This is a genomic window from Mesorhizobium sp. M7A.F.Ca.MR.176.00.0.0 (assembly GCF_004023165.1).
Lineage (GTDB): Bacteria > Pseudomonadota > Alphaproteobacteria > Rhizobiales > Rhizobiaceae > Mesorhizobium.
In genome coordinates, this window is sequence record NZ_RZTC01000075.1 from 1 (window position 1) to 25,465 (window position 25,465).

Below are 25,465 nucleotides of genomic sequence, written 5' to 3' on the forward strand. Positions count from 1 at the left end.
TCGCCTGCCGTGACCACGCCACTGACGAGGCCGCTGCATCGCAACCCGTCGACGACCTCGCGCTGCCTGGCATTCGCGGCGACGCCGGCCAGCACCATGGCCTCGCGCCGGTTCATGAAGACCAGCGAGAGCTCCTTCAGCACCGGTATCAGCCGCACCACCTTGGCCGGCGAGATGGCAATGGCGAAAACCGGCTTGCCCGCGGCGAGCGCGACCAGCCGTTCCAGCGCCGCCGTCGGCAGGTTGGCGTCGCAGAACACGGCATCGGCGGCCGCGATTGCTTCGCGCACCCTGGAGCGGCGAATCTGTTTGGGAAAGGCCAACTCATAGAGCGCCATGTCGGCGAAGCCGACGATCAGCTCGCCCTCGCTGTCGATCAGCGCCGTGTAACTCGGCGTCGTGCGGTCGAGGAAGACCGCCGACAGGTCGGTAATGCCTGTCTCGGCGATGGCTCGCGAAACGGTATCGGCAGCGGCATCGCCGCCGCGAACCGACATCAGCGACGCGGAGACGCCGCGCCGCACGGCGCTGCGCAAAGCATTGAAGACGCCGCCGCCGACATCCTCGCGCATTGTGCCCGGATTGGAGGCGGCAGGCACGTAAGCGCCGGACACCTGGCCGCGTCGGTCGATATGGGCGCCGCCTATGGCCAGTATTTTCGCGGATTTCAGCATGCCGGCGATATGACCTTTGTTATTCCAGCCGCACAAGCGCTAGGTGCGACGGAGCTTCGCATGCGAGGCGGCGATTCGGCAGGTCGAAACAACCGAGCCGTCTGGCCCAACGTGCGGTGCATTCCTGATCGAATCCCTGGACAAAAAAAGAACAAATCCGGATATTCCTTGTTTTTCAGTTATTTGACCCCTCTTGCCAAATGAGAACAAAAAAGGTACAAATAGGCAGGGATTACGGATTGTCCGGCCTTCATTGACGACCAAGGGGTGATGTATCATGGCTCAGAATTCTTTGCGGCTGGTAGAGGACAAGGCAGTGGACAAATCAAAGGCTCTGGATGCGGCGCTGTCGCAGATCGAGCGGGCTTTCGGCAAGGGCTCGATCATGCGGCTCGGCGCCAACGATCAGGTCGTCGAGATTGAAACGGTGCCGACCGGCTCGCTTGGCCTCGACATCGCGCTTGGCGTCGGTGGCCTGCCGCGCGGCCGCATCATCGAGATCTACGGGCCGGAAAGCTCGGGCAAGACGACGCTTGCCCTGCACACCGTTGCCGAAGCCCAGAAGAAGGGCGGCATCTGCGCTTTCGTCGATGCCGAGCACGCGCTTGACCCGGTCTATGCCCGCAAGCTTGGCGTCGATCTCGAAAACCTTCTGATCTCGCAGCCTGACACTGGGGAGCAGGCGCTGGAAATCTGCGACACGCTGGTGCGCTCCGGCGCCATCGACGTGCTGGTGGTCGATTCGGTCGCGGCGCTGACGCCACGCGCCGAAATTGAAGGCGAGATGGGCGATTCGCTGCCCGGCCTGCAGGCCCGCCTTATGAGCCAGGCGCTGCGCAAGCTGACCGCGTCGATTTCGCGCTCCAACACCATGGTCATCTTCATCAACCAGATCCGCATGAAGATCGGCGTCATGTTCGGCTCGCCTGAAACCACCACCGGCGGCAATGCGCTGAAATTCTACGCTTCGGTGCGCCTCGACATCCGCCGCATCGGCTCGATCAAGGACCGCGACGAGGTTGTCGGCAACCAGACCCGCGTCAAGGTGGTCAAGAACAAGCTGGCGCCGCCCTTCAAGGTGGTCGAATTCGACATCATGTTTGGTGAGGGCGTCTCCAAAACCGGCGAACTGGTCGATCTCGGGGTCAAGGCTGGTATTGTCGAGAAGTCTGGCGCCTGGTTTTCCTATAACTCGCAGCGTCTCGGCCAGGGCCGCGAAAATGCCAAGCTGTTCCTGCGTGACAATCCCGACACGGCACGCGAGATCGAGTTGTCGATCAGGCAGAATGCCGGGCTGATCGCCGAAAAATTCCTCGAGAATGGCGGCCCTGAGCGCGGCGATGATGACGGTTTCGAGGAAGAATCCGGCGCGATGTAACAGCTTCGTGCGCGATGCCGGCCGGAGTTCGGCCATAATCGCTTTCTATTATCTCAGGCTTATGTAATCGAGTTCCGCGTTATTGCGTTTCGAAACCGCCGGCCCAGTGCCGGCGGTTTTGCGTTTCGGCGGCGGAACCAGGCCGGGTCGAACGGCCGGCAAAGGCCGTGGATTGGACCAATTCCGTGTTTCTGGACAGGGTGAAGCGCGGCGGCTAAAAGGCCAAGTCCTAATCTTCTAAAACGCAGAGCCCATTTCCGCCGGTTTGCCGGCGGCTTTTCCAAAAAGGCAGCATCATGAGTGGCGTGAACGAAATCCGGTCGACATTTCTCGACTACTTCCGCAAGGAGGGTCACGAGATCGTCGCATCGAGCCCGCTGGTGCCGCGCAACGACCCGACGCTGATGTTCACCAACGCCGGCATGGTGCAGTTCAAGAACGTCTTCACCGGTCTGGAGAAGCGGCCCTACTCGCGCGCCTCGACCGCCCAGAAGAGCGTTCGCGCCGGCGGCAAGCACAACGATCTCGACAATGTCGGCTACACCGCGCGCCATCTGACCTTCTTCGAGATGCTCGGTAATTTCTCCTTCGGCGACTATTTCAAGGAGCGCGCCATCGAGCTTGCCTGGAACCTGATCACCAGGGAGTTCGGGCTGAACAAGGACAAGCTGCTGGTCACCGTCTATCACACGGATGACGAGGCGGCCGGCTTCTGGAAGAAGATCGCCGGTTTTTCCGACGACCGCATCATTCGCATCGCGACCTCGGACAATTTCTGGGCGATGGGCGACACCGGACCGTGCGGGCCGTGCTCAGAAATCTTCATCGACCGCGGCGAACACATCTGGGGCGGCCCTCCCGGCAGCCCGGAGGAAGATGGCGACCGTTTCCTGGAATTCTGGAACCTGGTGTTCATGCAGTATGAACAGGTGACGAAGGAGGAGCGCATCGACCTGCCGCGTCCGTCGATCGACACCGGCATGGGCCTGGAGCGCATGGCATCCATCCTGCAAGGGGTGGAAAGCGTCTTCGAGACCGATCTGTTCCGCCACCTGATCGACGCGGCCTCGTCCGCGATCGGGCATGGTCCCGACAAGGAGACGGTCGCGTCCTACCGGGTCATTGCCGATCATCTGCGTTCGTCCTCCTTCCTGGTGGCGGACGGCGTGCTGCCTTCGAATGAAGGCCGGGGCTATGTCCTGCGCCGCATCATGCGCCGCGCCATGCGCCATGCGCAGCTGCTGGGTGCCAACGAACCGCTGATGTGGAAGCTGGTGCCGGCGCTGGTGCGCGAGATGGGCCAGGCCTATCCGGAGCTGCTGCGCGGCGAACAGTTGATCACCGAGACGCTGAAGCTCGAGGAGACCAGGTTTCGCAAGACGCTGGTGCGCGGCCTCGGCCTGCTCTCCGAGGCGACGGAGACGCTGCATGCCGGCGACATGCTGGACGGCGAAACGGCCTTCAAGCTCTACGACACCTATGGCTTCCCGCTCGACCTGACGCAGGACGCGCTGCGCCAGCGCAGCATCTCGGTCGATCTTGCCGGCTTCACCAACGCCATGGAGCAGCAGAAGGCCGAGGCGCGAAAGCATTGGGCAGGCTCCGGCGACGCGGCGACCGAGACCATCTGGTTCTCCGTGCGCGAGAAGGCGGGCGCCACCGAGTTCCTCGGCTATGAGACTGAAGCTGCCGAAGGCATCATCCAGGCGCTTGTCCGGGACGGCAAGGCTGTCGACAGCGCCGGCAAGGGCGACGCCGTGGCGATCGTCGTCAGCCAGACGCCGTTCTATGCCGAGTCCGGCGGCCAGATGGGCGACACCGGCATCATCTCAGGCGAAGGCTTCTCGATCGAGGTTTCCGACACGCAGAAGAAGGCCGATGGGCTGTTCGTCCATGTCGGCAAGGTGGCCAGCGGCACGGTCAAGACCGGCGCCGCCGTCGAGCTGAAGGTCGACCATGCCAGACGCTCGAGGTTGCGCGCCAACCATTCCGCGACGCATCTGATCCATGAGGCGCTGCGCGAGGTGCTGGGCAGCCATGTCGCGCAGAAGGGCTCGCTGGTGGCGCCCGAGCGCCTGCGCTTCGACATCTCGCACAACAAGCCCATTTCACCGGAGGATCTCGAAGAGGTCGAGCGCATGGCCAACGAGATCGTCGTCCAGAACGGCCCGGTGTCCACGCGCCTGATGTCGGTCGACGATGCCATTGCCGAAGGCGCCATGGCGCTGTTCGGCGAGAAATACGGCGACGAAGTGCGCGTCGTGTCGATGGGCACCGGCGTTCACGGCACCAAGGCCAACCGGCCCTATTCGGTCGAGCTCTGCGGCGGCACGCATGTCCGGGCGACCGGCGATATCGGCCTGGTGCGTGTCGTGTCGGACAGCGCGGTCGCGGCCGGCGTGCGCCGCATCGAGGCGCTGACCGGCGAAGCCGCGCGCAAACATCTCGACGAGCAGGACCGGCGTTTGAAGGCGACGGCGGCCGTGCTCAAGATTTCGCCGGCCGATGTGCCGGCGCGCGTCGAGACGCTGCTCGAAGAGCGCAAAAAGCTTGAGAAGGAACTGACCGAGGCGCGCAAGAAGCTGGCGCTGGGCGGGGGATCGTCAGCCGATGCTCCAGCCGCCAATGAGACGGTCGCCGGTATCGGCTTCCTCGGCAAGACGGTCTCCGGTGTCTCGCCGAAGGATTTGAAGCCGCTGGCCGATGCCGGCAAGAGCTCGCTCGGCTCCGGCGTCGTCGTCTTCGTCGGCGCCGGCGAAGACAACAAGGCAAGCGTCGTGGTGGCCGTCACCGACGACCTCATCGGCCGCTTCAGCGCCGTCGACCTTGTCCGCGTGGCCTCCGCCGCATTGGGCGGGCAGGGCGGCGGCGGGCGGCCCGACATGGCCCAGGCCGGTGGCCCCGACGCTTCCAAGGCCGATGATGCGATTGCAGCAGTGAGGGCGGCACTCGAAGCGGCGTAGGCTAGTGGGCTGAATTTAAAGCAACAGTTGGCGGGACGTCCCTTATCAGCCGACTTTTTCAGTCTGCGCAAAGGTCGGCCGGGCGACGATGCGTGCATACCAATCCTGGATATCCGCAAAGCGCGCAAGCAAATCTTGCCCCTCGCTGACCTTGACGAAATAGGCAATGATCGGCGCCGCGTGCAGGTCGGCCAGTGTCAGTTGCTCGCCAAGCAGCCACGGACCTTGTGGCTTCAGCGATCTCAGCACCGTCTCAGCCTGAGCAAGGCCGCCGGCGATCAATTCCTCATCCGGCTCAGCCTTTTCCAGCCGCTCGACGGCAACATCCCAGACCATCGCGCGATAGCCATAGGCGTCGAGCATGCCTATGATTTGGCCCATCCTGGCGCGGCCGCGCGCGTCGGCAGGCTGCAGCGCCGGTCCGTCGAAGGCCTCGTCGATATAGCGAGCAATCGCATTGGTCTCGAAGAGGCGAAACCCGTCATAACAGAAGGCCGGGATGCGGCCGAACGGATGATGCTCGAAATACCAGGCGGGAACGCCCTCGGCGGCAAAGACATCGACCGGCACAAGCTCGTAGTCGATGCCTTTTTCCGCGAGTACGAGGCGGACGATGCGTACATAGACGCTGTACTCCGCCCCGTAGACGATGGGCTTGCCCATCTTGCTTACTTGTCAGGCCATCGCCTTCTGCAGGTTCTCGTCGATCTTGTCGAGGAAACCGGTGGTTGACAGCCAGGGCTGGTCGGGGCCGATCAGCAGCGACAGGTCCTTGGTCATGAAGCCTGACTCGACCGTCTGGATGCAGACCTTTTCCAGCGTTTCGGAAAAACGCTTCAGATCGGCATTGTCGTCGAGCTTGGCGCGGTGGGTGAGGCCACGCGTCCAGGCGAAGATCGAGGCGATCGAATTGGTCGAGGTTTCCTCTCCCTTCTGGTGCTGGCGATAATGGCGGGTGACGGTGCCATGCGCGGCTTCGGCTTCCACCGTCTTGCCGTCCGGCGTCATCAGCACCGATGTCATCAGGCCGAGCGAGCCGAAACCTTGCGCGACCGTGTCGGACTGCACGTCGCCATCATAGTTCTTGCAGGCCCAGACATAGCCGCCCGACCATTTCAGGGCGGAGGCCACCATGTCGTCGATCAGGCGGTGCTCGTACCACAGCTTCTTCGACTTGAACTCGGCCGCGAACTCGGCCTCGTAGACTTCCTGGAAGATGTCCTTGAAGCGACCGTCATAGGCCTTGAGGATGGTGTTCTTGGTCGACAGATAGACCGGATAGTTGCGCAGCAAGCCGTAGTTCAGCGAGGCGCGGGCGAACTCGCGGATCGACTCGTCGAGATTGTACATGGCCATGGCGACACCGGCGCCGGGCGCGTCGTACACATCGTGCTCTATCACCTGGCCGTCCTCGCCGACGAATTTGATGGTCAGCTTGCCCTTGCCGGGGAAGCGGAAATCGGTGGCGCGGTACTGGTCGCCGAAGGCATGGCGGCCGACGATGATCGGCTTGGTCCAGCCGGGCACCAGGCGCGGCACGTTCTTCATGATGATCGGCTCGCGGAAGATGGTGCCGCCGAGGATGTTGCGGATGGTGCCGTTCGGCGACTTCCACATCTTCTTCAGCTTGAACTCCTCGACGCGCTGTTCGTCGGGGGTGATCGTCGCGCATTTCACGCCGACGCCGTGTTTTTTGATGGCGTTGGCCGAATCGATGGTCACCTGGTCGTTGGTGGCGTCGCGGTGCTCGATGCCGAGGTCGTAATATTCAAGCTTAAGGTCGAGATAAGGGTGGATCAGCTTGTCCTTGATGAACTGCCAGATGATGCGGGTCATCTCGTCGCCGTCGAGTTCGACGACCGGGTTCGCCACCTTGATCTTCGCCATGGAAAGAATGCCTCGTTGCTGGATATGGGACGGCCTTGCCCGCGCGGCGTTGGGCCGGGAGATGTCGCCCGTATATCAAAGCGCTTTTGGCCACGCAAACGGCGATCGGTCACGAATTGGAGGCCATAGCCGTCGTCATTTGCGAATGCTTCATTTTCCCGGCCGAATGTGGCAGGGACGCTGAAATGCCGCAAACAGCAGTTCATTGACAATCATGCCCGTCATCAAAGATCCCGATAGCATTGCAGTCGCCGGCCCGGCGATCATCCTCGTTGAGCCTCAGCTTGGCGAGAACATTGGCATGGTCGCGCGCGCCATGGCCAATTTCGGCCTGTCGGAGCTGCGCCTGGTCAACCCGCGTGATGGTTGGCCGAGCGAGAAGGCGCGCGCTGCGGCCAGCCGCGCCGATCATGTCATCGACGCTGTCACCGTCTTCGACGATCTGGCCTCGGCGCTCGCCGACCTGAACTTTGTCTTCGCCACCACGGCCAGGCAGCGCGACGGCTTCAAATCTGTGCGCGGGCCGGTGGAGGCGGGCAGGCTGCTGCGGGCGCGCCACGTGATGGGCCAGCGCACCGGCATCCTGTTCGGACGCGAACGCTTCGGCCTCTACAATGACGAGGTTGGCCTTGCCGACGAGATCGTCACTTTCCCGGTCGATCCCGATTTCTCCTCGCTCAACATCGCCCAGGCAGCACTTCTGATGTCCTACGAATGGGTGAAGTCCGGCCTGGAGGACGAGACCAAGACCAATTTTTCCGGCCCGGACATGAAACCGGCAAGCAAGGAAGAATTGCACGGCCTGTTCGCCTATCTCGAAGGCGCGCTGGAAGCGCGCGGCTATTTCCGGCCGGCGCCGAAGAAGCCGAAAATGATCGACAATCTGCGCGCGGTGCTGACACGCCCCGGTTTTGCCGAACCGGAGCTGAAGGTGCTGCGCGGCATCATCTCGTCGCTCGACAGGTTTTCGCCGGCGATGCCGCGCGGCGACGGGTCCCCTGGCGACGATCCGCGGCGCTTGCCCGCGGCCGCCGCGCGTGCCCGCAAGGCGGAGGCGGCACGCCTTGCCGACACCGGCAAGGACGATGACATACCGCCGCTTGGCGGAAAAGGAACCGACAATGACTGAGCGGCCGATCCTGATGTTCGATTCGGGCATCGGCGGGCTTACCGTGCTGCGCGAGGCGCGCGTGCTGATGCCCGACCGCCGCTTCGTCTATGTCGCCGACGACGCTGCGTTTCCCTACGGCGCTTGGGAAGAGCCGGCGCTGAGGGCGCATATCCTCGAATTGTTCGGCAAACTGCTTGAGCGCTTTGCGCCGGCCATTTCCGTCATCGCCTGCAACACCGCCTCGACGTTGGTGATCGATGCGCTGCGCGATAGATTTCCCGCGCATCCTTTCGTCGGCATGGTGCCTGCGATCAAGCCGGCGGCGGAACGTACGCGCTCAGGGCTGGTTTCGGTGCTGGCGACGCCTGGCACCGTCAAGCGCCAATACACGCGCGACCTGATCAGCAAATGGGCGCAGAAATGCCATGTCCGCCTGGTCGGCAGCGACAGGCTGGCGGGACTGGCTGAGATCTACATGCGTGAGGGCTTCGTCGATGAGGAGGCCGTACGCACCGAGATCACGCCGTGCTTCGTCGAACATGATGCGTTGCGTACGGATATCGTCGTGCTCGCCTGCACACACTACCCCTTTCTGGCCAATCGCATGCGCAAGACGGCGCCCTGGCCGGTCGATTGGCTCGACCCCGCTGAAGCGATTGCGCGCCGGGCGCTGTCGCTTCTCGCCGACCTCGATCCGAGCGGTCGTGGCGAGATGCTGCCTGAAGGCCCCGACCTTGCCGTCTTCACATCGAAAAGAGCCGATTTCCCGACCCGTCGCCTGATACAGGGCTTCGGGCTGGCAATGTCGTGATTGCGAAGCGGAACATCACGGCAGTCGTTGCGTTTTTTCTCCAGATTCCAACGGGAGAAAGAATCATGCCAGCCACCTCGAAAGCCCAGCAGAAAGCCGCCGGCGCGGCTCTGTCGGCCAAGCGCGGCGAGACCAAGAAGAGCGAACTGCAGGGCGCTTCCAAGGGAATGTACGAATCGATGAGCGAGAAGCAGCTCGAGGAATTCGCCGAGACGAAGCGCAAGGGCCTGCCGGAGAAGAAGTCGAAAGACTAACGATTAAGCATCCGGAATCAAAGAGCCCGCGGCCTAAACCGCGGGCTTTGAATTGATGTCGGCCGCCTGAGACCGGATAGGAGCCTACCAGCGCCCGCTGCAGCGCTTGATCTTGTAGCGTATGACCTTCTTGTGGCCGTGCCGCCAGATAACCTTCTTCTTGATCACGATGCGACAAGCCTGGTGATGTCGGTGTCCGTGCCAATGCCTGGCCTCCGCCGGCTCCGGTGTCATGACCGCCATGGATCCCGCCAACACAGCGGCCCCTGTCAGGGTAAGGAAGAATTTCTTCATGCGAATGTAGCTCCTCTGCTCCGGTCCCTTCCTAATGCCGCTGGCGCAACCTCCCGCCACATCCGGCACTGTACTCAACCCAGAGACGCTATATCGTCGCCATGGCCTACGCCAGCCACAAGCTTGACACCGGTTAAATCTCCGTTTAATCAGCGCGCCAACACCGGGCCGCAATGCCCGGTGGTTTTCTTTATGTGCGCAAGATGCGTGGAAATCCAATTCTACTATCTTGTTTGAACTGACGTGTCCCGTGGGTTTTCCGCCGCGTTGCGTGGGAAAACCCTGTCAGGTCTCGAAAACGGAGGCCAGAGGAGGGCGCGTTTCCTTCACCCGGACCATGAGGTTCCGGGTGTATTGTTTTGAAAAGGGAATGCGATGAGCAAGCGCGAATCCGCGAAGTACAAGATCGACCGCCGTCTCGGCGAAAATATCTGGGGCCGCCCGAAGTCCCCGGTCAACAAGCGTGAATACGGTCCCGGCCAGCATGGCCAGCGCCGCAAGGGCAAGCTTTCCGATTTCGGCCTGCAGCTGCGCGCCAAGCAGAAGCTGAAGGGTCACTATGGCGACGTTTCGGAAAAGCAGTTCCGCAAGGTCTATGAAGAGGCTGACCGCCGCAAGGGCGACACCTCGGAGAACCTGATCGGCCTGCTCGAATCGCGTCTCGACGCGGTCGTCTACCGCGCCAAGTTCGTGCCGACCATTTTCGCCGCCCGTCAGTTCGTCAACCACGGCCATGTCAACGTCAACGGCAAGCGCGTCAACATCGGCTCGTATCGCTGCAAGCCGGGCGATGTCGTCGAAGTGCGCGAAAAGTCCAAGCAACTGGTCATCGTTCTGGAAGCGGTAGGTCTCGCCGAGCGCGACGTGCCGGACTACATCGAAGCCGATCACAACAAGATGGTCGCGACCTTCTCGCGCATCCCCGGCCTGGCGGACGTTCCGTTCGCCGTGCAGATGGAACCGAACCTGGTCGTCGAATTCTATTCGCGCTAAACGAGCGCATTCTGCGATACCAAGCAAAGGCCGCCCGTCGAGGCGGCCTTTTCTTTGTCGGTCATGTCCGCTAATCCGGCGCTCTGGGCCACTGAAAGCGACATGCCATGAACATGCTTCCAGACATCGAACCGATCGCCGACAGCGAAGGCGGCTTCCATCCGCTGTTCGCCGACGTGCCGTCCTCGGTCGAGTTCAACAAATTGCGCAAACGGCTGCTGCGGCTGACCCGACAGGCGATCGAGGATTTCTCGATGGTCAAGCCCGGCCAGCGCTGGCTCGTTGCCCTGTCGGGCGGCAAGGATTCCTACGGCCTGCTCGCGGTGCTGCTCGATCTCAAATGGCGCGGGCTCTTGCCGGTCGATCTTCTGGCCTGCAATCTCGACCAGGGCCAGCCGAATTTCCCTAAACATATCCTGCCGGACTATCTCGACAGTCACGGCATTGCGCACCGGATCGAGTATCAGGACACCTATTCCGTCGTCACCGACAAGCTGCCGGCGGGCAGCACCTATTGCTCGCTCTGCTCGCGCCTCAGGCGCGGCCATCTCTACCGCATTGCGCGCGAGGAGGGTTGCTCGGCACTGGTGCTCGGCCACCATCGTGAGGACATTCTCGAAACCTTCTTCATGAACCTCTTCCATGGCGGCCGTCTCGCCGCCATGCCGCCTAAACTGCTCAACGACGACGGCGACGTCATGGTGCTGCGGCCATTGAGCTACTGCGCCGAGGCCGATCTGGAAAGATTCGCCGCCGCCATGCATTTCCCGATCATTCCCTGCGATCTCTGCGGTAGCCAGGAAGGCCTTCAGCGCAACGCCATGAAGGCGATGCTCGAGGACCTGGAAAAGCGTATGCCCGGCCGCAAGGATACGATGCTGCGCGCGCTGTCGAACAGCAGGCCATCGCACCTGCTCGACAGGAAGCTGTTCGACTTCGCTGCCCTCAACGACACCCTCACCACAAGGCAAGACATTTCCGATGACATTTGACGACACCGCGATCGATTGGCTGGCCGGCATTCTGGCCGAGGCGGCGCTGACCGAGATCATGCCGCACTTTCGCCGGCTGGGCGATGGCGATGTCAGGCAGAAGACCTCGGCCGCCGACCTTGTGACCGAAGCCGACGTCAATGCCGAGCGGCTGATCACCGCGCGGCTGCGCGAGCGCTATCCCCAGGCGATGATCGTCGGCGAGGAGGCCTGTTCCGACAATCCGGCACTGCTCGATGGTCTGGGCGATGCCGATCTGGCCTTCGTCATCGATCCGGTCGACGGCACCTTCAACTTCGCCTCCGGCGTGCCGCTGTTCGGCGTCATGCTGGCGGTCGTGGTCCAGGGCGAGACGGTTGCCGGCATCATCCACGATCCCGTCGGCAAGGACTGGCTGATTGGTGCCAGGGGCGCCGGCAGCCATATCCGGCATGCGAATGGCAGCCTGGAGAAGGTGCATGTCGCGGCACCCGCGCCGATCTCGGAAATGACCGGCTCGGTCTCCTGGCAATATATGCCCGAACCGGAGCGGTCGCGGCTGGCGCGCAACCAGACCAAGATCCTGTCGCAATTCGCCTATCGCTGCGCCGCGCACGAATACCGCCTGCTGGCGAGCGGCCATGCCCACTTCGTGGTCTACAACAAGCTGATGCCGTGGGACCATCTGGCCGGCGTGCTGATCCATGCCGAGGCCGGCGGCCACGCGGCGCGCTTCGACGGCAGCGCCTATCTGCCCTCGCATCTCGGCGGCGGCCTGCTTGTCGCGCCCGATCGCGAAAGCTGGCACGAATTGCGCCGCGAACTCTGGGCGGCACAGGATTGATTGCTGCGTTAGCCGAAGGAGCGGTGCAATTTCACGCAGATCCGGAGGCTCTCGAATGAAACCTCGGTTCGCATTTGTCGCTGCGGCTCTTGCCGCCGCTCTGTCTACCAGTTCCCAGGAAGCAAGATCGCAGGAACGCAGTTGTCGCAGTTCCGATCCCGTCGATACGATAAGGGAGATGTCGGACGCTATCTATGCCTGCTGGAAACCGCCACCCGGAACCGCGGGCATGTCCCTGACACTGCGGTTTTCGCTTCGCTGCAACGGCACACTGATCGGCAAGCCTCGCGCCACATATGCCGATCTGGGAACCGATGCCCAGCGCAGCCGTGCCTTCGTGGCATCCATTCTCAGGGCACTCGATGATGCTCTGCCTTTGCCCTTTTCGGACAGCATGGGTGAAGCAATCGCGGGGCGTATGCTCGCCCCTCGATTCACGGCGGCCCTTGAGGGTGCATCCTAATGCAAGTCGGTGATGTGCCCTGAAACGGGCGGGTTCTGCGGCTGGAACATCTTGCCGCGCTCGGCGATGAAGATCATCAGCAGCGCCGCGATCGACACGCTGCAGAAGCCGGCGGCCAGTGGCGTCACCGTGCCGTTGAAGGCCTGGCCGATCAGCGTGCCGAGAATGCCGCCGAGAAACGTCTGCATGAAACCGAGGATCGACGACGCCGTGCCGGCCAGTTGCCCGAGCGGCTCCATGGCCAGCGCGTTGAAGTTCGCGCCCAGCGCACCGAACGGAAGCATGGCGCAGGCAAAGAAGGTGATGAACAGCCAGAGCGGCATCTTCATTTCCAGCGAAACGATCAGCCAGGCAAGGCTGATGACCAGGAACAGCAGCAGCGCGCTCTGCGACATGCGGCGCATGCCGATGCGGCCGACAAGGCGCGAATTCAGAAAGTTGGAGAAGGCGAGCACGCCCGCGACGCCTGCGAAGATGACCGGGAACATCTCGCCGACATGGAAGATGTCGACATAGATCTGCTGCGCCGAAGCGATGAAGCCGAACATGGCGCCGAAGATGAAGGTGCTGGCGAAGGCATAGCAGATCGCAATACGGTTGGTGAGCACGATGCGAAACCCGCCGACAATGGAGTTGAGTGTCAACGGCCGGCGATGTTCGGGATGCAGCGTTTCAGGAAGGCGCAGCAGCGACCAGGCCGAGACGAGGAGCGCACCGACGGCCATGGTGACGAAGATCCAATGCCAGGTCGCAAACAGCATGATGAACTGGCCGATGCCGGGAGCAATGACCGGTATCGCCATGAACACCATGAAGATCAGCGACATCACCTCGGCCATGCGCCGGCCGTCGAACGTATCGCGCACGATCGATACGGCGATGACGCGGGTGGCGGCCGCACCAATGCCTTGCACGGCCCGGCACAGCAGAAGTGTCTCAAAGCTTGGCGCAATGGCGGCAGCCGCGGCCGCGGCGACATAGATCACCAGCCCGGCGACCAGTGGTGCGCGACGCCCGAAGCGATCCGAGATCGGCCCGAAGAACAACTGTCCGCCGCCGAAGCCCAGAATGTAGGCCGTTATGACGTACTGCCGGTGGTTTTCATTTTCGACGCCGAGCGTGGCGCCGATCTGCTGCAGCGCCGGCAGCATGATGTCGATGGCCAGCGAGTTCAGCGCCATCAGCGCCGCGCACAGGGCGATGAACTCCCAGCGCGGAATGGGCAGTTTGCTTGCCGATTGCGGCGCTGGTTTTGGCTGGTCCACGGCAAGTCCGATCTTTCAAACGAAAATGCGCCGGCGGGCCGGCGCATTGGCTCGTCCTGGTCCTGGGTTCAGGACATGAAAATTGCCGAGGTGGGGCTGCCCCGGGTGCCTGGTGCTCGATGCCCAAAATCAACGTCGATTTTCGGGCATGCACAAAACAGAAATCAGGCGGCGCCTTTGACGCTGACGCCCTTCTCGACGAGGAATGTCTGCAACTCACCGGCCTGGAACATCTCGCGGATGATATCGCAGCCGCCGACGAATTCGCCCTTGACGTAGAGCTGAGGGATCGTCGGCCAGTTGGAGTATTCCTTGATGCCCTGGCGCAGTTCGGCCGAGTCCAGGACGTTCACGCCTTTGTAGTCGGCGCCGATATAGTCGAGGATCTGGACGACCTGGCCGGAAAATCCGCATTGCGGGAAACCGGGCGTGCCCTTCATGAAAAGGACGACGTCGTTGCCCTTCACTTCATTGTCGATGTAGTCGTTGATACCGCTCATGGAATATCCTTTCCCGCCTGTGGGAGTCAGGCTCGAAACATATCCCTTCAAATAAACCCAACGATTGCTCGAAACAAGACGTTAGCCGCGCCGCGGCTGAAATGGCGCAAAGGATGGGCCGTGTTGGGCCAAGCAGACCATCCCTCGACACCGATCGTGAGGTTGCGGTCTATATTCCGGCGCGAGTCAGTCGGGAACGCTGGTCTGCAAGGCGAGTGCGTGCAGCACGCCGCCCATATTCCCTTTCAGCGCGTCATAGACCATCTGGTGCTGCTGGACGCGGCTTTTCCCCCGAAAGCTCTCGGCCACCACCTCGGCCGCATAGTGGTCGCCGTCGCCGGCGAGATCGCGGATCGTGACCTTGGCGTCCGGAATGCCGTCCTTGATCAGTTTTTCGATGTCGTGGGCGTCCATTGCCATGGCAAAATCCTGTTTCGAGCGACCGGTGTCAGGCCATAAGATGAGAGTCGGGCGAGCCTAAAGCCTTTCCGGTCCGGATTGAAGCCGTTCTGACCCACCAACGACAAGACGGTCCGGTGGCTTCAGAGAAAGACTAGGCCGGTGGGCTTGCTTCATCCTCGGCAACGTCCTCGCGTGTCGAGAAAGCGCGGCCAAGGCTGAAGGCCAGCACATAGAGCGGCACGTTGAGCACGAGGCTGACAATGGGGAGATAGCTCGTCATTTGCCAAGCCGGTGAGAAGAACCCCTGGCCGTAGCCGTCGCAGATGAGCGACGAGCCGTACTCCCACAACGCGCCTAAGACCACCGTGCTGGCAAAAAGCTTAATGCAGGTGACGATATGCCTTGCCCGTGCCGGATCCGGCGCAAGGCGGCCCCAAAGCACCAGGCAGATGATCGGAATTGCATAGAGGAGGTTCTGCAGCGCCAGCATCGGGATGGCGCCGTTGGCCGCGGCAAGAAACCCCGCACGCGTTTCCAGCCGCATGCACACCTCGCTCGAGGTTGTCGACAGCAGGAAAAAGACGAACGGTCCCAGGAACCAGAAGAAGAACAGTGACGGCCAGAAGACGACTGCAAGCAGCGCCCGGGCAGCCAGTTTCCTGTGATTGATCATGAGTTTCCCGAAAAACCGTTCCCACTTTTCGGGATCATGCTCTCGTCAACTGGCCTGGTCCATAAAGCGCGGGAACCAGCCTTCGTGGGCTCCGCTCAATTCGCTGACCGGGATTGCCCTGGCGTCACCAAGCTTCAGCGCGCTGCCACCTGTGGAGCCGATCCACGGCGCGAAGATGCCAAGCTCGCCCTGCTGCTTGCGAATGGCGTCCCATTCGTCACCGTGCGGATCGATCGACAACGTCAGGAGATAACGGCCCTGGTCCTCGCCGAACCAGACCGGGATCGGGTCGGTGCCGACAAGCCCGGGAACGGTGGCGCCGATGCCGGACGCCATCGCCATTTCGGCAAGCGCAACGGCGACGCCGCCATCGGAAACGTCATGCGCCGCCGTGACGACACCGGATGCGATGAGCGCGCGCACATGGTCGCCGACGCGCTTTTCGTGATCGAGGTCTACCGGCGGCGGCGGGCCGTCCGTGCGGCCGTGGATGTCCCTGAAATAGACCGATTGGCCAAGATGCGTTCCCCAGGACGCCGGCGCGCCGACCAGCAGGATCATCTGGCCCTCGGCCGCAAAGCCGATCCGCACCATCTTCGACCAATCGGCGATCAGCCCGACGCCGCCGATGGTCGGGGTTGGCAGGATGCCCTGGCCGTTGGTCTCGTTGTAGAGCGAGACATTGCCGGAGACGATCGGGAATCCGAGCGCACGGCAGGCGTCGCCTATGCCTTTCACCGCGCCGACCAGCTGGCCCATGATCTCGGGCCGTTCCGGGTTGCCGAAATTGAGGTTGTCGGTGGCGGCCAGCGGCAGAGCGCCGGTGGCGGTCAAGTTGCGCCAGCATTCGGCCACCGCCTGCTTGCCGCCCTCATAAGGGTCGGCCTCGCAATAGCGCGGCGTCACGTCGGAGGAGAAGGCGAGCGCCTTGGTCGCATGGCCTTCGACCCGGACCACGCCGGCATCGCCGCCTGGAAGCTGCAGCGAATTGCCCTGGATCAACGTGTCATACTGTTCCCACACCCAGCGGCGCGAAGACAGGTCGGGCCCGCCGAGCAGCTTCAGCAGCGCGTCGGCAACGTCGGCTTGCGGAATGTCATTGGCGGCCAGCGGCGCCGGCTTTTTCGGCTCGACCCACGGCCGGTCATATTCCGGAGCCTTGTCGCCGAGATCCTTGATCGGCAGATCGGCGACCTGATCCCCCTGGTGCAGCACGCGGAAGCGCAGATCGTCGGTGGTCTTGCCGACGATGGCGAAGTCGAGCCCCCATTTGTGGAAGATCGCCTCGGCTTCCTTCTCCTTTTCGGGGCGCAGCACCATCAGCATGCGCTCCTGGCTTTCCGACAGCATCATCTCGTAGGCGCTCATGCGCTCTTCGCGCACCGGCACCTTGTCGAGATAGAGCTCGATGCCGAGGTCACCCTTGGCGCCCATTTCCACCGCCGAGCAGGTAAGGCCGGCGGCACCCATGTCCTGGATGGCGATGACTGCGCCCGAGGCCATCAGTTCGAGGCTGGCTTCCAGCAGGCACTTTTCGGTGAAGGGATCGCCGACCTGCACTGTCGGGCGCTTCTCATCGATCTTGTCGTCGAATTCGGCCGAGGCCATGGTGGCGCCGCCGACACCGTCGCGGCCGGTCTTGGCGCCGAGATAGACGACCGGCAGGCCGACACCCTTGGCTTCCGACAGGAAGATCGCATCGGTCTTGGCAAGGCCCGCCGCGAAGGCGTTGACCAGGATGTTGCCATTGTAGCGGGCGTCGAAATTGACCTCGCCACCGACTGTCGGCACGCCGAAGGCGTTGCCATAGCCGCCGACGCCGGAAACCACGCCTGAAACAAGGTGCCGGGTCTTGGGATGGTCAGGCGAGCCGAAGCGCAGCGCATTCATCGCCGCGATCGGCCGCGCGCCCATGGTGAAGACGTCGCGCAATATGCCGCCGACCCCGGTCGCCGCGCCCTGGTAGGGCTCGATATAGGACGGGTGGTTATGGCTCTCCATCTTGAAGACGACGCAGTCGCCATCGCCGATGTCGACCACGCCGGCATTCTCGCCCGGCCCCTGGATGACCTGAGGTCCGGTGGTCGGCAGCGTGCGCAACCATTTCTTCGAGGATTTGTAGGAGCAGTGCTCATTCCACATCGCCGAGAAGATGCCGAGTTCGGTGAAGCTCGGCTCGCGCCCGACAAGATCGAGGATGCGCTGATACTCGTCGGGCTTGAGCCCGTGTGAGGCAATGAGCTCGGGGGTGATCGGCACGGAATTGGAAATGGTCATGGGCGGCGATTTATATCCGGGACGTTGGGATTTTGAGTCCCGTCTTATCGCAAGCCTTGCGGCCGATACACCCATGGATTGACGAAAAACGACGGAAAACCGGACAAAGCCACGCAGTGTCAGGAGAAGCTGTCGTAGCCGGCGCGGCCTTCATCGAGAAGTCGCCGGATCGCCGCGACGCCTTCAGCGATATCCCCGCGCTGTCTCGGCTGCGAAACGCCAAAGCGGACGCCATGGAAAACCTGCTCGGAACGGCCGGCCTTGAATTCGTCCTCGTCGTCGATCAGCACGCCGTGCTCCAGGCAGGCGTTCTTGAAGGTGCCGGAAAGCCAGGGGTCGGGCAGGGTCAGCCAGACAAAGGGCACCCTGTCATGCGACTTGACCGCGAAGCCGGCCAAAGTCTCGCGCACGATGGCGATGCGGGCGCCGATTTCGGCGATGCTGCGCTTGCGTATCTCATCCGCCTGACCTGACAGCACCAGCCTTGTATTCACCTCCGCCAGCAGGAAGGGCATGCCGCCGGTCATCATCTTGTGGGCGACACGGATGCGGTGGCGGTAGGCGGGCGGGCAGGAAAGCCAGCCGCCGCGCACACCGGCTGCGACCGACTTCGACAGGCCGCCCGCGACAATGGTGCGTTCAGGCGCATACTCGGCCAGCAATGGTGTCGGATCGTCGGTCAGATTGCCATAGAGATCATCCTCGATGAGGAGGACGTTGTATTCGCGTGCGACATGGGCGATCGCCTCGCGGCGCGCCGCCGACAAGGTGGCCAGCGTCGGATTCTGCGCCGTCGGCATCAGGAAGATCATCTTGGGATGCTTTTGCGCGCAGACGCGCTCGAAATCCTGCGGATCGATGCCTTCCTCGTCCGATGCCACCAGCGCGGTGCGCCTGCCGATCAGGCCGGCGCTGCGGGAAATCTGCGAGTAGGTGAGGTGCTCGAAGGCAATATAGTCGCCAGGCATGGTGAGCGCCGCGATCGCCGCCATCACCGCCGCATGGGTGCCGAGCGTGGGAACGATGGTGTCGGCACTCGGACGAAACGAATTGCGCGCTAACCAGCGGGCGCCGGCTTCGTACCATCGGTCGGGGAAGTCCCGCGTGTAGCTCGAAATCTCATGCGGATGGTCCTGCGCCGTGCGCGACAGGACTCCGGCGACAATGTCGCCCTGGCCGATATCAGGTGCTGCGGTGCTGTCGAAACGCAGCTTGCCCTTAGGCGCATCGATATAGCGCGTGCCTTCGCCGCCGACGTCCGGAGCCGGAAAATCCGGCTTCGCGCGCTGGCCGAGCACATAGGTCCCACGCCCGACTTCGCCGCTCACCAGCCCACGCTCGCGCAGCAATTGATAGGCCCGGCCGACCGTGCCGACGGTGGTGCCGATGTCGTAGGCGAGGTCGCGCTGCGGCGGCAGCTTTGCGCCGGCATCGATCACGCCCCGATCGATGTCCGTCTCGATGGAATCCGCCAGGCGCTGATACAGCGGCCCGGAGCCGGTGGTGAGATCGGGAAGCCAAGTTGTCATGGTGACAATTTTCTATATTGCACCGATAGATGAGTCAATACATACCAGTCGCGTGCAAAAAAGGGTACAATCTAGAACGTTGGCAGAAAGAAAATGAATACAATCGCGACAATACGTCATTCGAGCGCTGCATTATCGGGCCAATCCACACGTCCATCGGCTCAGCGCGGTTTTGTCAGCCGTCTTGTGCGCGTGCTGAGGTCGATGGCAAGATGGATCGACAACCTGCTGGATCGCCGCCGCAGCCGGTTGGCGCTGCTGGAGATGACCGACGACCAGCTCAAGGATATCGGCGTCACGCGCTGCGACGCCCACCGCGAGGGCATCAGGCCGTTCTGGGACTGACTGTGACCCCAAAAGCGGGAACCGGGTTTTGGGAGATAATGGTCCTGGGAAATGCGGACAGGACGTCCGTACAGTTCTAACGGACGCTCGATGCCCTGGTGCGTGCAACGGCATGGTCCGCAAGGACGGCGACCACGCACAGCACGAGGAAAAGTCCGGTGATGGCTGCGGCCGAGATGAGGACGCTGGTCGCGCCGTTCTTGGCGATGTCCAGGAAAGGGTAGGGCACCTCGCCGGCAAACGGCGCCCGCATCAGCGCATAGACCAGATAAGCGATGGGATAGATCACCCACCAGGAAATGTCGCTCCAGCGCGTCCTGCCGTCAGCGCCCGATATCAACCACCACAGCACGAAGAGCACCGGCGTCACATAATGCAGCAGGACGTCGCAGAGCAGGAACAGCCCCTGCGGCTGCCAGAGTTGTGCCAGGACCGTTGCGTAGATGATGAAGACCAGCGCGATCGAAACCGCAACGCCGGTGCGCATCCGCGCGCCTGCAAAGGCCGGCAGCCAGGCATAGAAGGTGGGTGACAGCAGCGACGTGTACACCAGCACCGCGCCGATGTTTGTCAGGATGGTGAAGAAGCTGAAGACGAAAATGATTGAGCCAAGCAGGCTGCGGCCGGCTTCCATCGATGCCGGAATGCTGATGCAGAACTGCAGGATGAGCCCGGCCAGACCGATGACCAGACCCGCGATCTGCAGGAACCGGCCCATGGGCTAGGCCGTCGCGGCGCAGGCCGGATTGCCGGCCTGCCAACGGGCGATGTCCGAGCCGATGCGGGCGCCGAGCGGATCGTTCATCAGCGGTCCGAAGACGTCGACGCGGCTAGAATTGCCTTGCGCCTGCACGACCAGCAAAGGTTTGCCGCCATAGTGCTTGGCCGGCACCAGCAGGAAACGCGGCGTGCCGCTGAACGAATTCAGCTCATTGGCCATCTGGTACGGTTTGAAGGCTGGGTCCTTGCTGGCGATCCAGCATTTGTGGGCAGCGATCGCCACTTGTTCCATGGCCAGCAGCGCAGCACTTTTGCCTGAGGGAACAGGCGTGCTCTTTGGCGTCGACTGGCAGGATGCCAGCACAAAGCCCGCCGCGGCGACCAGCGCGATCGTCTTCGACTTGATCAAGCGGCACCCATCTCAAGCTCGGACAGAAAAATCTTCAAACCATCGGTCATCTCGCCCCACACCCGCGACAATGCCGGGTGTTGCGAGGCGATCTGCTGGTAGGCGTCGAATTTGGGATAGGCGTCGAGCAGGTCGTGGCGTCCCGTCATGGCGCGGAAATTGTTGAAGATGAACCGGGTCGGCGTCAGCCAGGCATCGGCGAAACTGATGTCGTCACCGAGTGCGAAGGGCCCTTGCGCCATGCGCGCCTCGATTGCCGCCAGTCCATGATGCAGGCGGGCGAACTGGGCGTCGATCTCGGCATTGTTGCGCTTCGGCACGGAATGAAGCTCGAAAAGCTTCATCATCGGGGTAAGCACGTCGAGATCGGTGATGCGGGCGAACATGCGCACCAGCGCGCGGTCCTTGGAATCGGGCGGCAGCAGGGCCGGTTCCGGAAACCGTTCCTCGAGATATTCGGCGATGACCACCGATTCGACGATCGTCTCGCCCGAGCCGGTGATCAGCACCGGAATCCGGTTCATCGGCGAGATGGCGCGAAACTCTTCCGGGATGGGAAAACCGGGCGGCGGCGCGATGATCTTGAGCGGTACGTCCTTGATGTAGGCCAGTGCCCGCACGATCGACGAGTAGGGCGACAACGGCCGCGAATAGAGTTTCATGACCGTCTCTCTCCCCAATGAACCAGACTTGCTCCAAAGAGACAGGAATGTCCGGCTGTTTTCAAGCTGTTCGCTTCGATATCGTCAGGCGGCGATGCCGAGGGCGCTCTCGAACAGTCCGCGGCCGTCGGTACCGCCATGGGCTGCTTCGATCAGGTTTTCCGGGTGCGGCATCAGCCCGAGCACATTGCCTTGGCTGTTGACGATGCCGGCAATGTCGTTGATCGAGCCGTTGGGGTTGGTGCCCTCGGCATAGCGGAACACCACCTGGCCTTCGCCTTCGATTCGGGCAAGCGTGTCGGCGTCGGCGAAATAATTGCCGTCATGATGCGCGACCGGCGAGCGGATGATCTGGCCCGGCTGATAGCGGCGCGTGAACATGGTGTTGGCATTGGTGATCTCGAGCTTCACCTGCCGGCAGACGAATTTCAGCGAGGTGTTGCGCATCAAGGCGCCCGGCAACAGGCCGGCCTCGACCAGGATCTGGAAACCGTTGCAGACGCCGATGACCGTAACGCCGGCGGCCGCTTTTTCGGCCACCGCCCGCATGACCGGCATGCGCGCAGCGATCGCGCCGCAGCGCAGATAGTCGCCGAAGGAAAAGCCGCCCGGAATGGCGATCAGGTCGACATCGGGGATTTTGGTGTCGGTTTGCCAGACGGTGACCGGGGGTGTTCCCGAAATCTTGGTCAAGGCCGCGATCATGTCGCGGTCGCGGTTGAGGCCGGGCAGGAGGACGACGGCTGATTTCATTTTGGTTCGTAAGGCCTTTGTGCTTCGGCGAGTTCGCGCAACTAGAGGCGCTGCTCAATCCGTTCAAGACGTTGATCGATACGGCCTGTTATCGCGTAGATATTGTTGACGTCCGTTTGCGTGCTCAACGCCTGCAACCTGATCGCGACAATCTCGTGCTTGACTTCGCCCAGGCCACTCTCAAGGCGATCCATTCGTGAATGGATTTTCTTGAGAAGCTCGTACATCAGTTCATTCGTGACTTCAGGCATACGTGCCTCCGGCACAACCTTAGGTAAGCGTCACACTATAATTCTCAATCACCGTGTTCGCCAGCAGCTTGTCGCACATGGCCTTGAGGTCGGCTTCGGCCTTGGCCTTGTCACTTTCCGCCAGCTCGACGTCGAAAACCTTGCCCTGCCGCACCGCGCCGACGCCGCCGAAGCCGAGGCCGGACAGCGCGTGTTCTATCGCCTTGCCCTGCGGGTCGAGCACGCCGTTCTTGAGGGTGACGGTAATGCGGGCCTTGATCACGCTGGACATGCTCCTGTTCTGAGTATCGGGAGGCAAGCCGCGATCAGTGCGGCTTGCCTTTGAGGCCGTCGGTCGAGGCGACAAGCACCGGGCCGGTTGGGCGCGGCGGTTCGTTCTCGTTCATGATGCCGAGGCGGCGGGCAACTTCCTGGTAAGCCTCGACGAGGCCGCCCATGTCGCGGCGGAAACGGTCCTTGTCGAGCTTGTCCTGCGTCGCCACGTCCCACAGGCGGCAGGAATCCGGCGAGATCTCGTCGGCGACGACAATGCGCATCATGTCGCCTTCGAACAGCCGGCCGCATTCGATCTTGAAGTCGACGAGCTGGATGCCGACGCCCATGAACAGGCCGGAGAGGAAGTCGTTGACGCGGATGGCCAGCGCCATGACGTCGTCGATCTCCTGCGGGCTCGCCCAGCCGAACGCGGTGATGTGCTCTTCCGACACCATCGGGTCGTCGAGCGCGTCGGCCTTGTAATAGAATTCGATGATCGAGCGCGGCAGAACGGTGCCTTCCTCGATGCCGAGCCGCTTGGACAGCGAACCGGCGGCGACATTGCGCACCACCACTTCGAGCGGAATAATCTCGACTTCCTTGATCAGCTGCTCGCGCATGTTCAGCCGGCGGATGAAATGGGTCGGAATGCCCATGCGGTTCAAATGGTTGAAGATGTACTCGGAAATGCGGTTGTTGAGGACACCCTTGCCGTCGATGACCTCGTGCTTCTTCTTGTTGAACGCGGTGGCGTCATCCTTGAAGAACTGGATAAGCGTGCCCGGTTCGGGTCCCTCATAGAGTATCTTGGCCTTGCCTTCATAAATGCGGCGGCGATTTTTCATCTGGATTTTTCTCTGGGGTTCCGGACAGGGCGGTATCAGACCATTTCCTGTCCGTCTGCCTGAAATAAGTGCGGCTACGGTAGGGTTCAATGCCGGGTCTATCCCAATCACATCGTTTGCTCAATCGGCAAATCCTTCCAATCAACCGCTTTCGGGACTGAAATGCCGCAGCGCAGCATTCGATGAAGCGTATTGACCGACCCGCGACCTTTTGGTTTGTGCTTTGGCAACGCACATATTCACCGCCAACGAATCGAATTTGACCGGAGGGACGCCATGAGCAGCATGAAAGACCGCGAAGAGGGCTTTGAGCGTAAATTCGCATTCGACGAGGAGCTTCGGTTCAAGGCCTCGGCGCGCCGCAACAAGGCGCTCGGCCTGTGGGCCGCCGAAAAGCTCGGAAAGTCCGGCGCTGATGCCGACGCCTATGCCAAGGAAGTGGTTATCTCCGACATCGAGGAAGCCGGCGACCACGACGTGTTCCGCAAAATCCGCGGGGATTTCGACGCGGCCGGCGTCGAGCAGTCGGACCACCAGATCCGCCGCACCATGGACGAACTGATGGCGCAGGCGATCGAGCAGATCAAGAACACCTGATCCGGGCCATGCGCTGATCCCGGCCATACGCTGGACCAATCGACCGCCCGGCCTATCCGGGCGGTTTTTCTTTGCCTTTGTCGCGGTTTCCGGCTGAAACTGCCGGAGTTAACAAGGAAAGTATCCATGTCCCTGAAGTCCCGCCTCGCGGCCGACGAAACGCTGTTCACCGCATGGTCCGGCGTGCCGGATGCCTTGACCGTCGAAATCGTCGCCAAGCAGGGTTTCGATGCCGTCACGCTCGACATGCAGCATGGCGGCCATCACGAAGACAGCGTGCTGCGTGGCCTGGTGCCGGTGCTCGCTGCCGGCAAGCCGGCGCTGGTGCGCATTCCCGTTGGCCGTTTCGAGATGGCAAGCCGCGCGCTCGATTTCGGCGCCGAGGCAGTCATCGCGCCGATGGTGAATTCGGTTGCCGATGCAAAACTGTTCGCCGCCGCCATGAAATACCCGCCGCTCGGCGAGCGCTCCTGGGGTCCGACCTACGCTTTTCCACGCCACGGCCAAGGCGACCAGGCCGACTGGCTGCGCGACACCAACCAGCGCACGATGGCCTTCGCCATGGTCGAGACGCGTGCCGCCCTCGATGCGCTCGATGGCATCCTCGACACGCCCGGCATCGACGGCATCTTCCTCGGCCCGTCGGATTTCTCGATCGCCTGGAGCAATGGTGCGACCGTCAATTCGACGCTGGAAAGCATGATGGAGACGGTGGCATCGGTGGCCGAGCGCACCCGCAAGGCCGGCAAACATGCGGCGATCTACGTTGTCGAGCCGGCAATTGCCGGCCGGGTCGTGTCGATGGGCTATCGCCTGCTGGCCATGGGCTCCGAGCATTCGCTGATCGGGCTTGGGGCAAAAACGCTGATCAAGAGCGTCCGCGATTCGATCGGGTCCTGAAGACGCTCAAGGTTTCAGATCCGTCAGGAATTTGGCGAAGGTCATTGAACCTTCGGGCCAAGGACCAAAACCTGAATCCGGGTTGAGATGACCGGTCTCACCGGCATCGATGAACAGCGAACCCCAGGCGCCGGCGATATCCTCCGCGACATCGAAGGCGCAGAACGGATCGTTGCGGCTGGCGATCACGATCGAGGGAAAGGGCAGCGGCTCACGCGGATAGGGGCCGAAGGTCATCAGGTGCCTGGGCCTGATCTCGGGATTGGCGACGTCGGGAGGTGCCACGAAGAAGGCCCCGGCAACCGGCTTGCGGAACTGCGGAATGGCTTGCACTGCAGCGGCGACACCGAGCGAGTGCGCCACCAGGACGACCGGCCGCTCGGCCTCGTTGACCGCCTTGGCGACGCTCGCCGTCCAGTCCTCGCGAACCGGCTTCGAC

General features: G+C 62.4%; 30 protein-coding genes. 12 read left to right on the top strand and 18 right to left on the bottom strand.

Features of this window, described 5'->3' with window-relative positions:
• The coding region (locus tag EOB59_RS22820) for a carbohydrate kinase family protein (protein WP_128289293.1) at positions 1 to 674 on the bottom strand (674 nt) is incomplete at its 3' end.
• A 277-nt stretch (positions 675 to 951) separates the two neighbouring features.
• On the opposite strand from EOB59_RS22820, the gene recA reads away from it, so the two are divergent.
• Both recA and alaS read left to right on the top strand, forming a co-directional pair.
• Positions 952 to 2,052: a recombinase RecA gene (gene recA, locus EOB59_RS22825; RefSeq protein WP_027036993.1), complete on the top strand. Its 1,101-nt coding sequence runs from the start codon at positions 952 to 954 to the stop codon at positions 2,050 to 2,052.
• 296 nt (positions 2,053 to 2,348) lie between these two features.
• Positions 2,349 to 5,015 carry an alanine--tRNA ligase gene (gene alaS, locus EOB59_RS22830; RefSeq protein ID WP_128289294.1) on the top strand — a complete coding sequence of 889 codons (2,667 nt, stop codon included), beginning with the start codon at positions 2,349 to 2,351 and terminating at the stop codon, positions 5,013 to 5,015.
• A gap of 45 nt (positions 5,016 to 5,060) precedes the next feature.
• Here alaS and EOB59_RS22835 read toward each other — a convergent pair whose 3' ends face one another.
• Complete coding sequence (locus EOB59_RS22835) at positions 5,061 to 5,678, bottom strand: glutathione S-transferase family protein (RefSeq protein WP_127810655.1); 618 nt, start codon at positions 5,676 to 5,678, stop codon at positions 5,061 to 5,063.
• Positions 5,679 to 5,690: 12 nt separating this feature from the next.
• Entirely contained in the window at positions 5,691 to 6,902 is a 1,212-nt protein-coding gene (locus tag EOB59_RS22840; RefSeq protein ID WP_127810654.1) for an NADP-dependent isocitrate dehydrogenase, read from the bottom strand.
• A gap of 214 nt (positions 6,903 to 7,116) precedes the next feature.
• On the opposite strand from EOB59_RS22840, the gene EOB59_RS22845 reads away from it, so the two are divergent.
• From EOB59_RS22845 to EOB59_RS22855, 3 genes are all read left to right on the top strand, one after another.
• Positions 7,117 to 8,031, top strand: coding sequence for an RNA methyltransferase (locus EOB59_RS22845; protein WP_128289295.1), 915 nt, complete (start codon positions 7,117 to 7,119; stop codon positions 8,029 to 8,031).
• Positions 8,024 to 8,824, top strand: coding sequence for a glutamate racemase (murI, locus tag EOB59_RS22850; RefSeq protein WP_128289296.1), 801 nt, complete (start codon positions 8,024 to 8,026; stop codon positions 8,822 to 8,824). Before EOB59_RS22845 ends, murI begins: the two co-directional genes overlap by 8 nt.
• A gap of 65 nt (positions 8,825 to 8,889) precedes the next feature.
• Positions 8,890 to 9,078, top strand: a complete 189-nt coding sequence (locus tag EOB59_RS22855; protein ID WP_023810328.1) for a DUF3008 family protein — start codon at positions 8,890 to 8,892, stop codon at positions 9,076 to 9,078.
• Positions 9,079 to 9,162: 84 nt separating this feature from the next.
• On the opposite strand, the gene EOB59_RS22860 is transcribed toward EOB59_RS22855, so the two are convergent.
• Positions 9,163 to 9,372, bottom strand: coding sequence for a hypothetical protein (locus tag EOB59_RS22860; protein WP_128289297.1), 210 nt, complete (start codon positions 9,370 to 9,372; stop codon positions 9,163 to 9,165).
• Between the two features lie 375 nt (positions 9,373 to 9,747).
• Here EOB59_RS22860 and rpsD point away from each other — a divergent pair, with 375 nt between their 5' ends.
• The 4 genes from rpsD (at position 9,748) to EOB59_RS36600 (ending at position 12,643) form a co-directional block, all read left to right on the top strand.
• Positions 9,748 to 10,365, top strand: coding sequence for a 30S ribosomal protein S4 (gene rpsD / locus EOB59_RS22865; protein ID WP_023759539.1), 618 nt, complete (start codon positions 9,748 to 9,750; stop codon positions 10,363 to 10,365).
• Positions 10,366 to 10,472: 107 nt separating this feature from the next.
• On the top strand, positions 10,473 to 11,357 hold the full coding sequence (gene ttcA, locus EOB59_RS22870) for a tRNA 2-thiocytidine(32) synthetase TtcA (protein WP_127321527.1): 885 nt from the start codon (positions 10,473 to 10,475) through the stop codon (positions 11,355 to 11,357).
• A complete protein-coding gene (locus tag EOB59_RS22875) occupies positions 11,347 to 12,180 on the top strand; it encodes an inositol monophosphatase family protein (RefSeq protein ID WP_128289298.1) in 834 nt (277 codons plus the stop codon). The genes ttcA and EOB59_RS22875 overlap by 11 nt, the downstream gene beginning before the upstream one ends.
• A gap of 229 nt (positions 12,181 to 12,409) precedes the next feature.
• Entirely contained in the window at positions 12,410 to 12,643 is a 234-nt protein-coding gene (locus EOB59_RS36600; RefSeq protein ID WP_245486710.1) for a hypothetical protein, read from the top strand.
• Here EOB59_RS36600 and EOB59_RS22885 read toward each other — a convergent pair.
• The 6 genes from EOB59_RS22885 to EOB59_RS22910 form a co-directional block, all read right to left on the bottom strand.
• Positions 12,640 to 13,908 (bottom strand): multidrug effflux MFS transporter, encoded by a 1,269-nt coding sequence (locus tag EOB59_RS22885; protein WP_128289299.1) that lies wholly within the window; start codon positions 13,906 to 13,908, stop codon positions 12,640 to 12,642. The two genes, EOB59_RS36600 and EOB59_RS22885, sit on opposite strands and share 4 nt — an antisense overlap.
• A 164-nt stretch (positions 13,909 to 14,072) precedes the next feature.
• A complete protein-coding gene (gene grxD, locus EOB59_RS22890; protein ID WP_006332883.1) occupies positions 14,073 to 14,408 on the bottom strand; it encodes a Grx4 family monothiol glutaredoxin in 336 nt (111 codons plus the stop codon).
• A gap of 186 nt (positions 14,409 to 14,594) precedes the next feature.
• On the bottom strand, positions 14,595 to 14,828 hold the full coding sequence (locus tag EOB59_RS22895; protein WP_010909092.1) for a BolA family transcriptional regulator: 234 nt from the start codon (positions 14,826 to 14,828) through the stop codon (positions 14,595 to 14,597).
• A gap of 133 nt (positions 14,829 to 14,961) precedes the next feature.
• Positions 14,962 to 15,483, bottom strand: a complete 522-nt coding sequence (locus EOB59_RS22900) for a hypothetical protein (protein WP_127810646.1) — start codon at positions 15,481 to 15,483, stop codon at positions 14,962 to 14,964.
• A gap of 45 nt (positions 15,484 to 15,528) precedes the next feature.
• The gene (gene purL / locus EOB59_RS22905; RefSeq protein ID WP_127810645.1) at positions 15,529 to 17,760 is read right to left on the bottom strand and encodes a phosphoribosylformylglycinamidine synthase subunit PurL; all 2,232 of its coding nucleotides are present in this window, start codon (positions 17,758 to 17,760) and stop codon (positions 15,529 to 15,531) included.
• 119 nt (positions 17,761 to 17,879) lie between these two features.
• Positions 17,880 to 19,289 carry a PLP-dependent aminotransferase family protein gene (locus tag EOB59_RS22910; RefSeq protein WP_127810644.1) on the bottom strand — a complete coding sequence of 470 codons (1,410 nt, stop codon included), beginning with the start codon at positions 19,287 to 19,289 and terminating at the stop codon, positions 17,880 to 17,882.
• Between the two features lie 93 nt (positions 19,290 to 19,382).
• On the opposite strand from EOB59_RS22910, the gene EOB59_RS22915 reads away from it, so the two are divergent.
• Positions 19,383 to 19,634: a DUF1127 domain-containing protein gene (locus tag EOB59_RS22915; protein WP_127398766.1), complete on the top strand. Its 252-nt coding sequence runs from the start codon at positions 19,383 to 19,385 to the stop codon at positions 19,632 to 19,634.
• 76 nt (positions 19,635 to 19,710) lie between these two features.
• Here the strand turns inward: EOB59_RS22915 and EOB59_RS22920 are convergent, their stop codons facing one another.
• The 7 genes from EOB59_RS22920 to purC form a co-directional block, all read right to left on the bottom strand.
• Positions 19,711 to 20,352 carry a Pr6Pr family membrane protein gene (locus EOB59_RS22920; protein WP_127332056.1) on the bottom strand — a complete coding sequence of 214 codons (642 nt, stop codon included), beginning with the start codon at positions 20,350 to 20,352 and terminating at the stop codon, positions 19,711 to 19,713.
• A 3-nt stretch (positions 20,353 to 20,355) separates the two neighbouring features.
• A complete protein-coding gene (locus tag EOB59_RS22925; protein WP_023810339.1) occupies positions 20,356 to 20,763 on the bottom strand; it encodes a hypothetical protein in 408 nt (135 codons plus the stop codon).
• Positions 20,760 to 21,425, bottom strand: coding sequence for a glutathione S-transferase family protein (locus tag EOB59_RS22930; protein ID WP_127810643.1), 666 nt, complete (start codon positions 21,423 to 21,425; stop codon positions 20,760 to 20,762). Before EOB59_RS22930 ends, EOB59_RS22925 begins: the two co-directional genes overlap by 4 nt.
• A gap of 84 nt (positions 21,426 to 21,509) precedes the next feature.
• Positions 21,510 to 22,178: a phosphoribosylformylglycinamidine synthase subunit PurQ gene (gene purQ / locus EOB59_RS22935; protein ID WP_128289300.1), complete on the bottom strand. Its 669-nt coding sequence runs from the start codon at positions 22,176 to 22,178 to the stop codon at positions 21,510 to 21,512.
• A gap of 41 nt (positions 22,179 to 22,219) precedes the next feature.
• A complete protein-coding gene (locus EOB59_RS22940) occupies positions 22,220 to 22,429 on the bottom strand; it encodes a hypothetical protein (protein WP_128289301.1) in 210 nt (69 codons plus the stop codon).
• Between the two features lie 19 nt (positions 22,430 to 22,448).
• Positions 22,449 to 22,691 (bottom strand): phosphoribosylformylglycinamidine synthase subunit PurS, encoded by a 243-nt coding sequence (gene purS / locus EOB59_RS22945; RefSeq protein WP_027028126.1) that lies wholly within the window; start codon positions 22,689 to 22,691, stop codon positions 22,449 to 22,451.
• A 43-nt stretch (positions 22,692 to 22,734) separates the two neighbouring features.
• Positions 22,735 to 23,529 carry a phosphoribosylaminoimidazolesuccinocarboxamide synthase gene (gene purC, locus EOB59_RS22950; RefSeq protein WP_013532127.1) on the bottom strand — a complete coding sequence of 265 codons (795 nt, stop codon included), beginning with the start codon at positions 23,527 to 23,529 and terminating at the stop codon, positions 22,735 to 22,737.
• A gap of 276 nt (positions 23,530 to 23,805) precedes the next feature.
• Between purC and EOB59_RS22955 the strand changes: the two genes are divergently transcribed.
• Both EOB59_RS22955 and EOB59_RS22960 read left to right on the top strand, forming a co-directional pair.
• On the top strand, positions 23,806 to 24,126 hold the full coding sequence (locus EOB59_RS22955; protein WP_013532126.1) for a DUF1476 domain-containing protein: 321 nt from the start codon (positions 23,806 to 23,808) through the stop codon (positions 24,124 to 24,126).
• A 126-nt stretch (positions 24,127 to 24,252) separates the two neighbouring features.
• Positions 24,253 to 25,026 (top strand): HpcH/HpaI aldolase/citrate lyase family protein, encoded by a 774-nt coding sequence (locus tag EOB59_RS22960; protein WP_128289302.1) that lies wholly within the window; start codon positions 24,253 to 24,255, stop codon positions 25,024 to 25,026.
• A 6-nt stretch (positions 25,027 to 25,032) separates the two neighbouring features.
• Here the strand turns inward: EOB59_RS22960 and EOB59_RS22965 are convergent.
• The coding region (locus EOB59_RS22965; RefSeq protein ID WP_245486712.1) for an alpha/beta hydrolase at positions 25,033 to 25,465 on the bottom strand (433 nt) is incomplete at its 5' end.

Excerpts from the sequence above, each read along its gene's own strand:
- recA (WP_027036993.1), top strand. The coding sequence starts at position 952 with ATGGCTCAGAATTCTTTGCGGCTGGTAGAGGACAAGGCAGTGGACAAA.
- alaS (WP_128289294.1), top strand. The coding sequence starts at position 2,349 with ATGAGTGGCGTGAACGAAATCCGGTCGACATTTCTCGACTACTTCCGC.
- EOB59_RS22835 (WP_127810655.1), bottom strand. The coding sequence starts at position 5,678 with ATGGGCAAGCCCATCGTCTACGGGGCGGAGTACAGCGTCTATGTACGC.
- EOB59_RS22840 (WP_127810654.1), bottom strand. The coding sequence starts at position 6,902 with ATGGCGAAGATCAAGGTGGCGAACCCGGTCGTCGAACTCGACGGCGAC.
- EOB59_RS22845 (WP_128289295.1), top strand. The coding sequence starts at position 7,117 with ATGCCCGTCATCAAAGATCCCGATAGCATTGCAGTCGCCGGCCCGGCG.
- murI (WP_128289296.1), top strand. The coding sequence starts at position 8,024 with ATGACTGAGCGGCCGATCCTGATGTTCGATTCGGGCATCGGCGGGCTT.
- EOB59_RS22855 (WP_023810328.1), top strand. The coding sequence starts at position 8,890 with ATGCCAGCCACCTCGAAAGCCCAGCAGAAAGCCGCCGGCGCGGCTCTG.
- EOB59_RS22860 (WP_128289297.1), bottom strand. The coding sequence starts at position 9,372 with ATGAAGAAATTCTTCCTTACCCTGACAGGGGCCGCTGTGTTGGCGGGA.
- rpsD (WP_023759539.1), top strand. The coding sequence starts at position 9,748 with ATGAGCAAGCGCGAATCCGCGAAGTACAAGATCGACCGCCGTCTCGGC.
- ttcA (WP_127321527.1), top strand. The coding sequence starts at position 10,473 with ATGAACATGCTTCCAGACATCGAACCGATCGCCGACAGCGAAGGCGGC.
- EOB59_RS22875 (WP_128289298.1), top strand. The coding sequence starts at position 11,347 with ATGACATTTGACGACACCGCGATCGATTGGCTGGCCGGCATTCTGGCC.
- EOB59_RS36600 (WP_245486710.1), top strand. The coding sequence starts at position 12,410 with ATGTCCCTGACACTGCGGTTTTCGCTTCGCTGCAACGGCACACTGATC.
- grxD (WP_006332883.1), bottom strand. The coding sequence starts at position 14,408 with ATGAGCGGTATCAACGACTACATCGACAATGAAGTGAAGGGCAACGAC.
- EOB59_RS22895 (WP_010909092.1), bottom strand. The coding sequence starts at position 14,828 with ATGGCAATGGACGCCCACGACATCGAAAAACTGATCAAGGACGGCATT.
- EOB59_RS22900 (WP_127810646.1), bottom strand. The coding sequence starts at position 15,483 with ATGATCAATCACAGGAAACTGGCTGCCCGGGCGCTGCTTGCAGTCGTC.
- purL (WP_127810645.1), bottom strand. The coding sequence starts at position 17,760 with ATGACCATTTCCAATTCCGTGCCGATCACCCCCGAGCTCATTGCCTCA.
- EOB59_RS22910 (WP_127810644.1), bottom strand. The coding sequence starts at position 19,289 with ATGACAACTTGGCTTCCCGATCTCACCACCGGCTCCGGGCCGCTGTAT.
- EOB59_RS22915 (WP_127398766.1), top strand. The coding sequence starts at position 19,383 with ATGAATACAATCGCGACAATACGTCATTCGAGCGCTGCATTATCGGGC.
- EOB59_RS22920 (WP_127332056.1), bottom strand. The coding sequence starts at position 20,352 with ATGGGCCGGTTCCTGCAGATCGCGGGTCTGGTCATCGGTCTGGCCGGG.
- EOB59_RS22930 (WP_127810643.1), bottom strand. The coding sequence starts at position 21,425 with ATGAAACTCTATTCGCGGCCGTTGTCGCCCTACTCGTCGATCGTGCGG.
- purQ (WP_128289300.1), bottom strand. The coding sequence starts at position 22,178 with ATGAAATCAGCCGTCGTCCTCCTGCCCGGCCTCAACCGCGACCGCGAC.
- EOB59_RS22940 (WP_128289301.1), bottom strand. The coding sequence starts at position 22,429 with ATGCCTGAAGTCACGAATGAACTGATGTACGAGCTTCTCAAGAAAATC.
- purC (WP_013532127.1), bottom strand. The coding sequence starts at position 23,529 with ATGAAAAATCGCCGCCGCATTTATGAAGGCAAGGCCAAGATACTCTAT.
- EOB59_RS22955 (WP_013532126.1), top strand. The coding sequence starts at position 23,806 with ATGAGCAGCATGAAAGACCGCGAAGAGGGCTTTGAGCGTAAATTCGCA.
- EOB59_RS22960 (WP_128289302.1), top strand. The coding sequence starts at position 24,253 with ATGTCCCTGAAGTCCCGCCTCGCGGCCGACGAAACGCTGTTCACCGCA.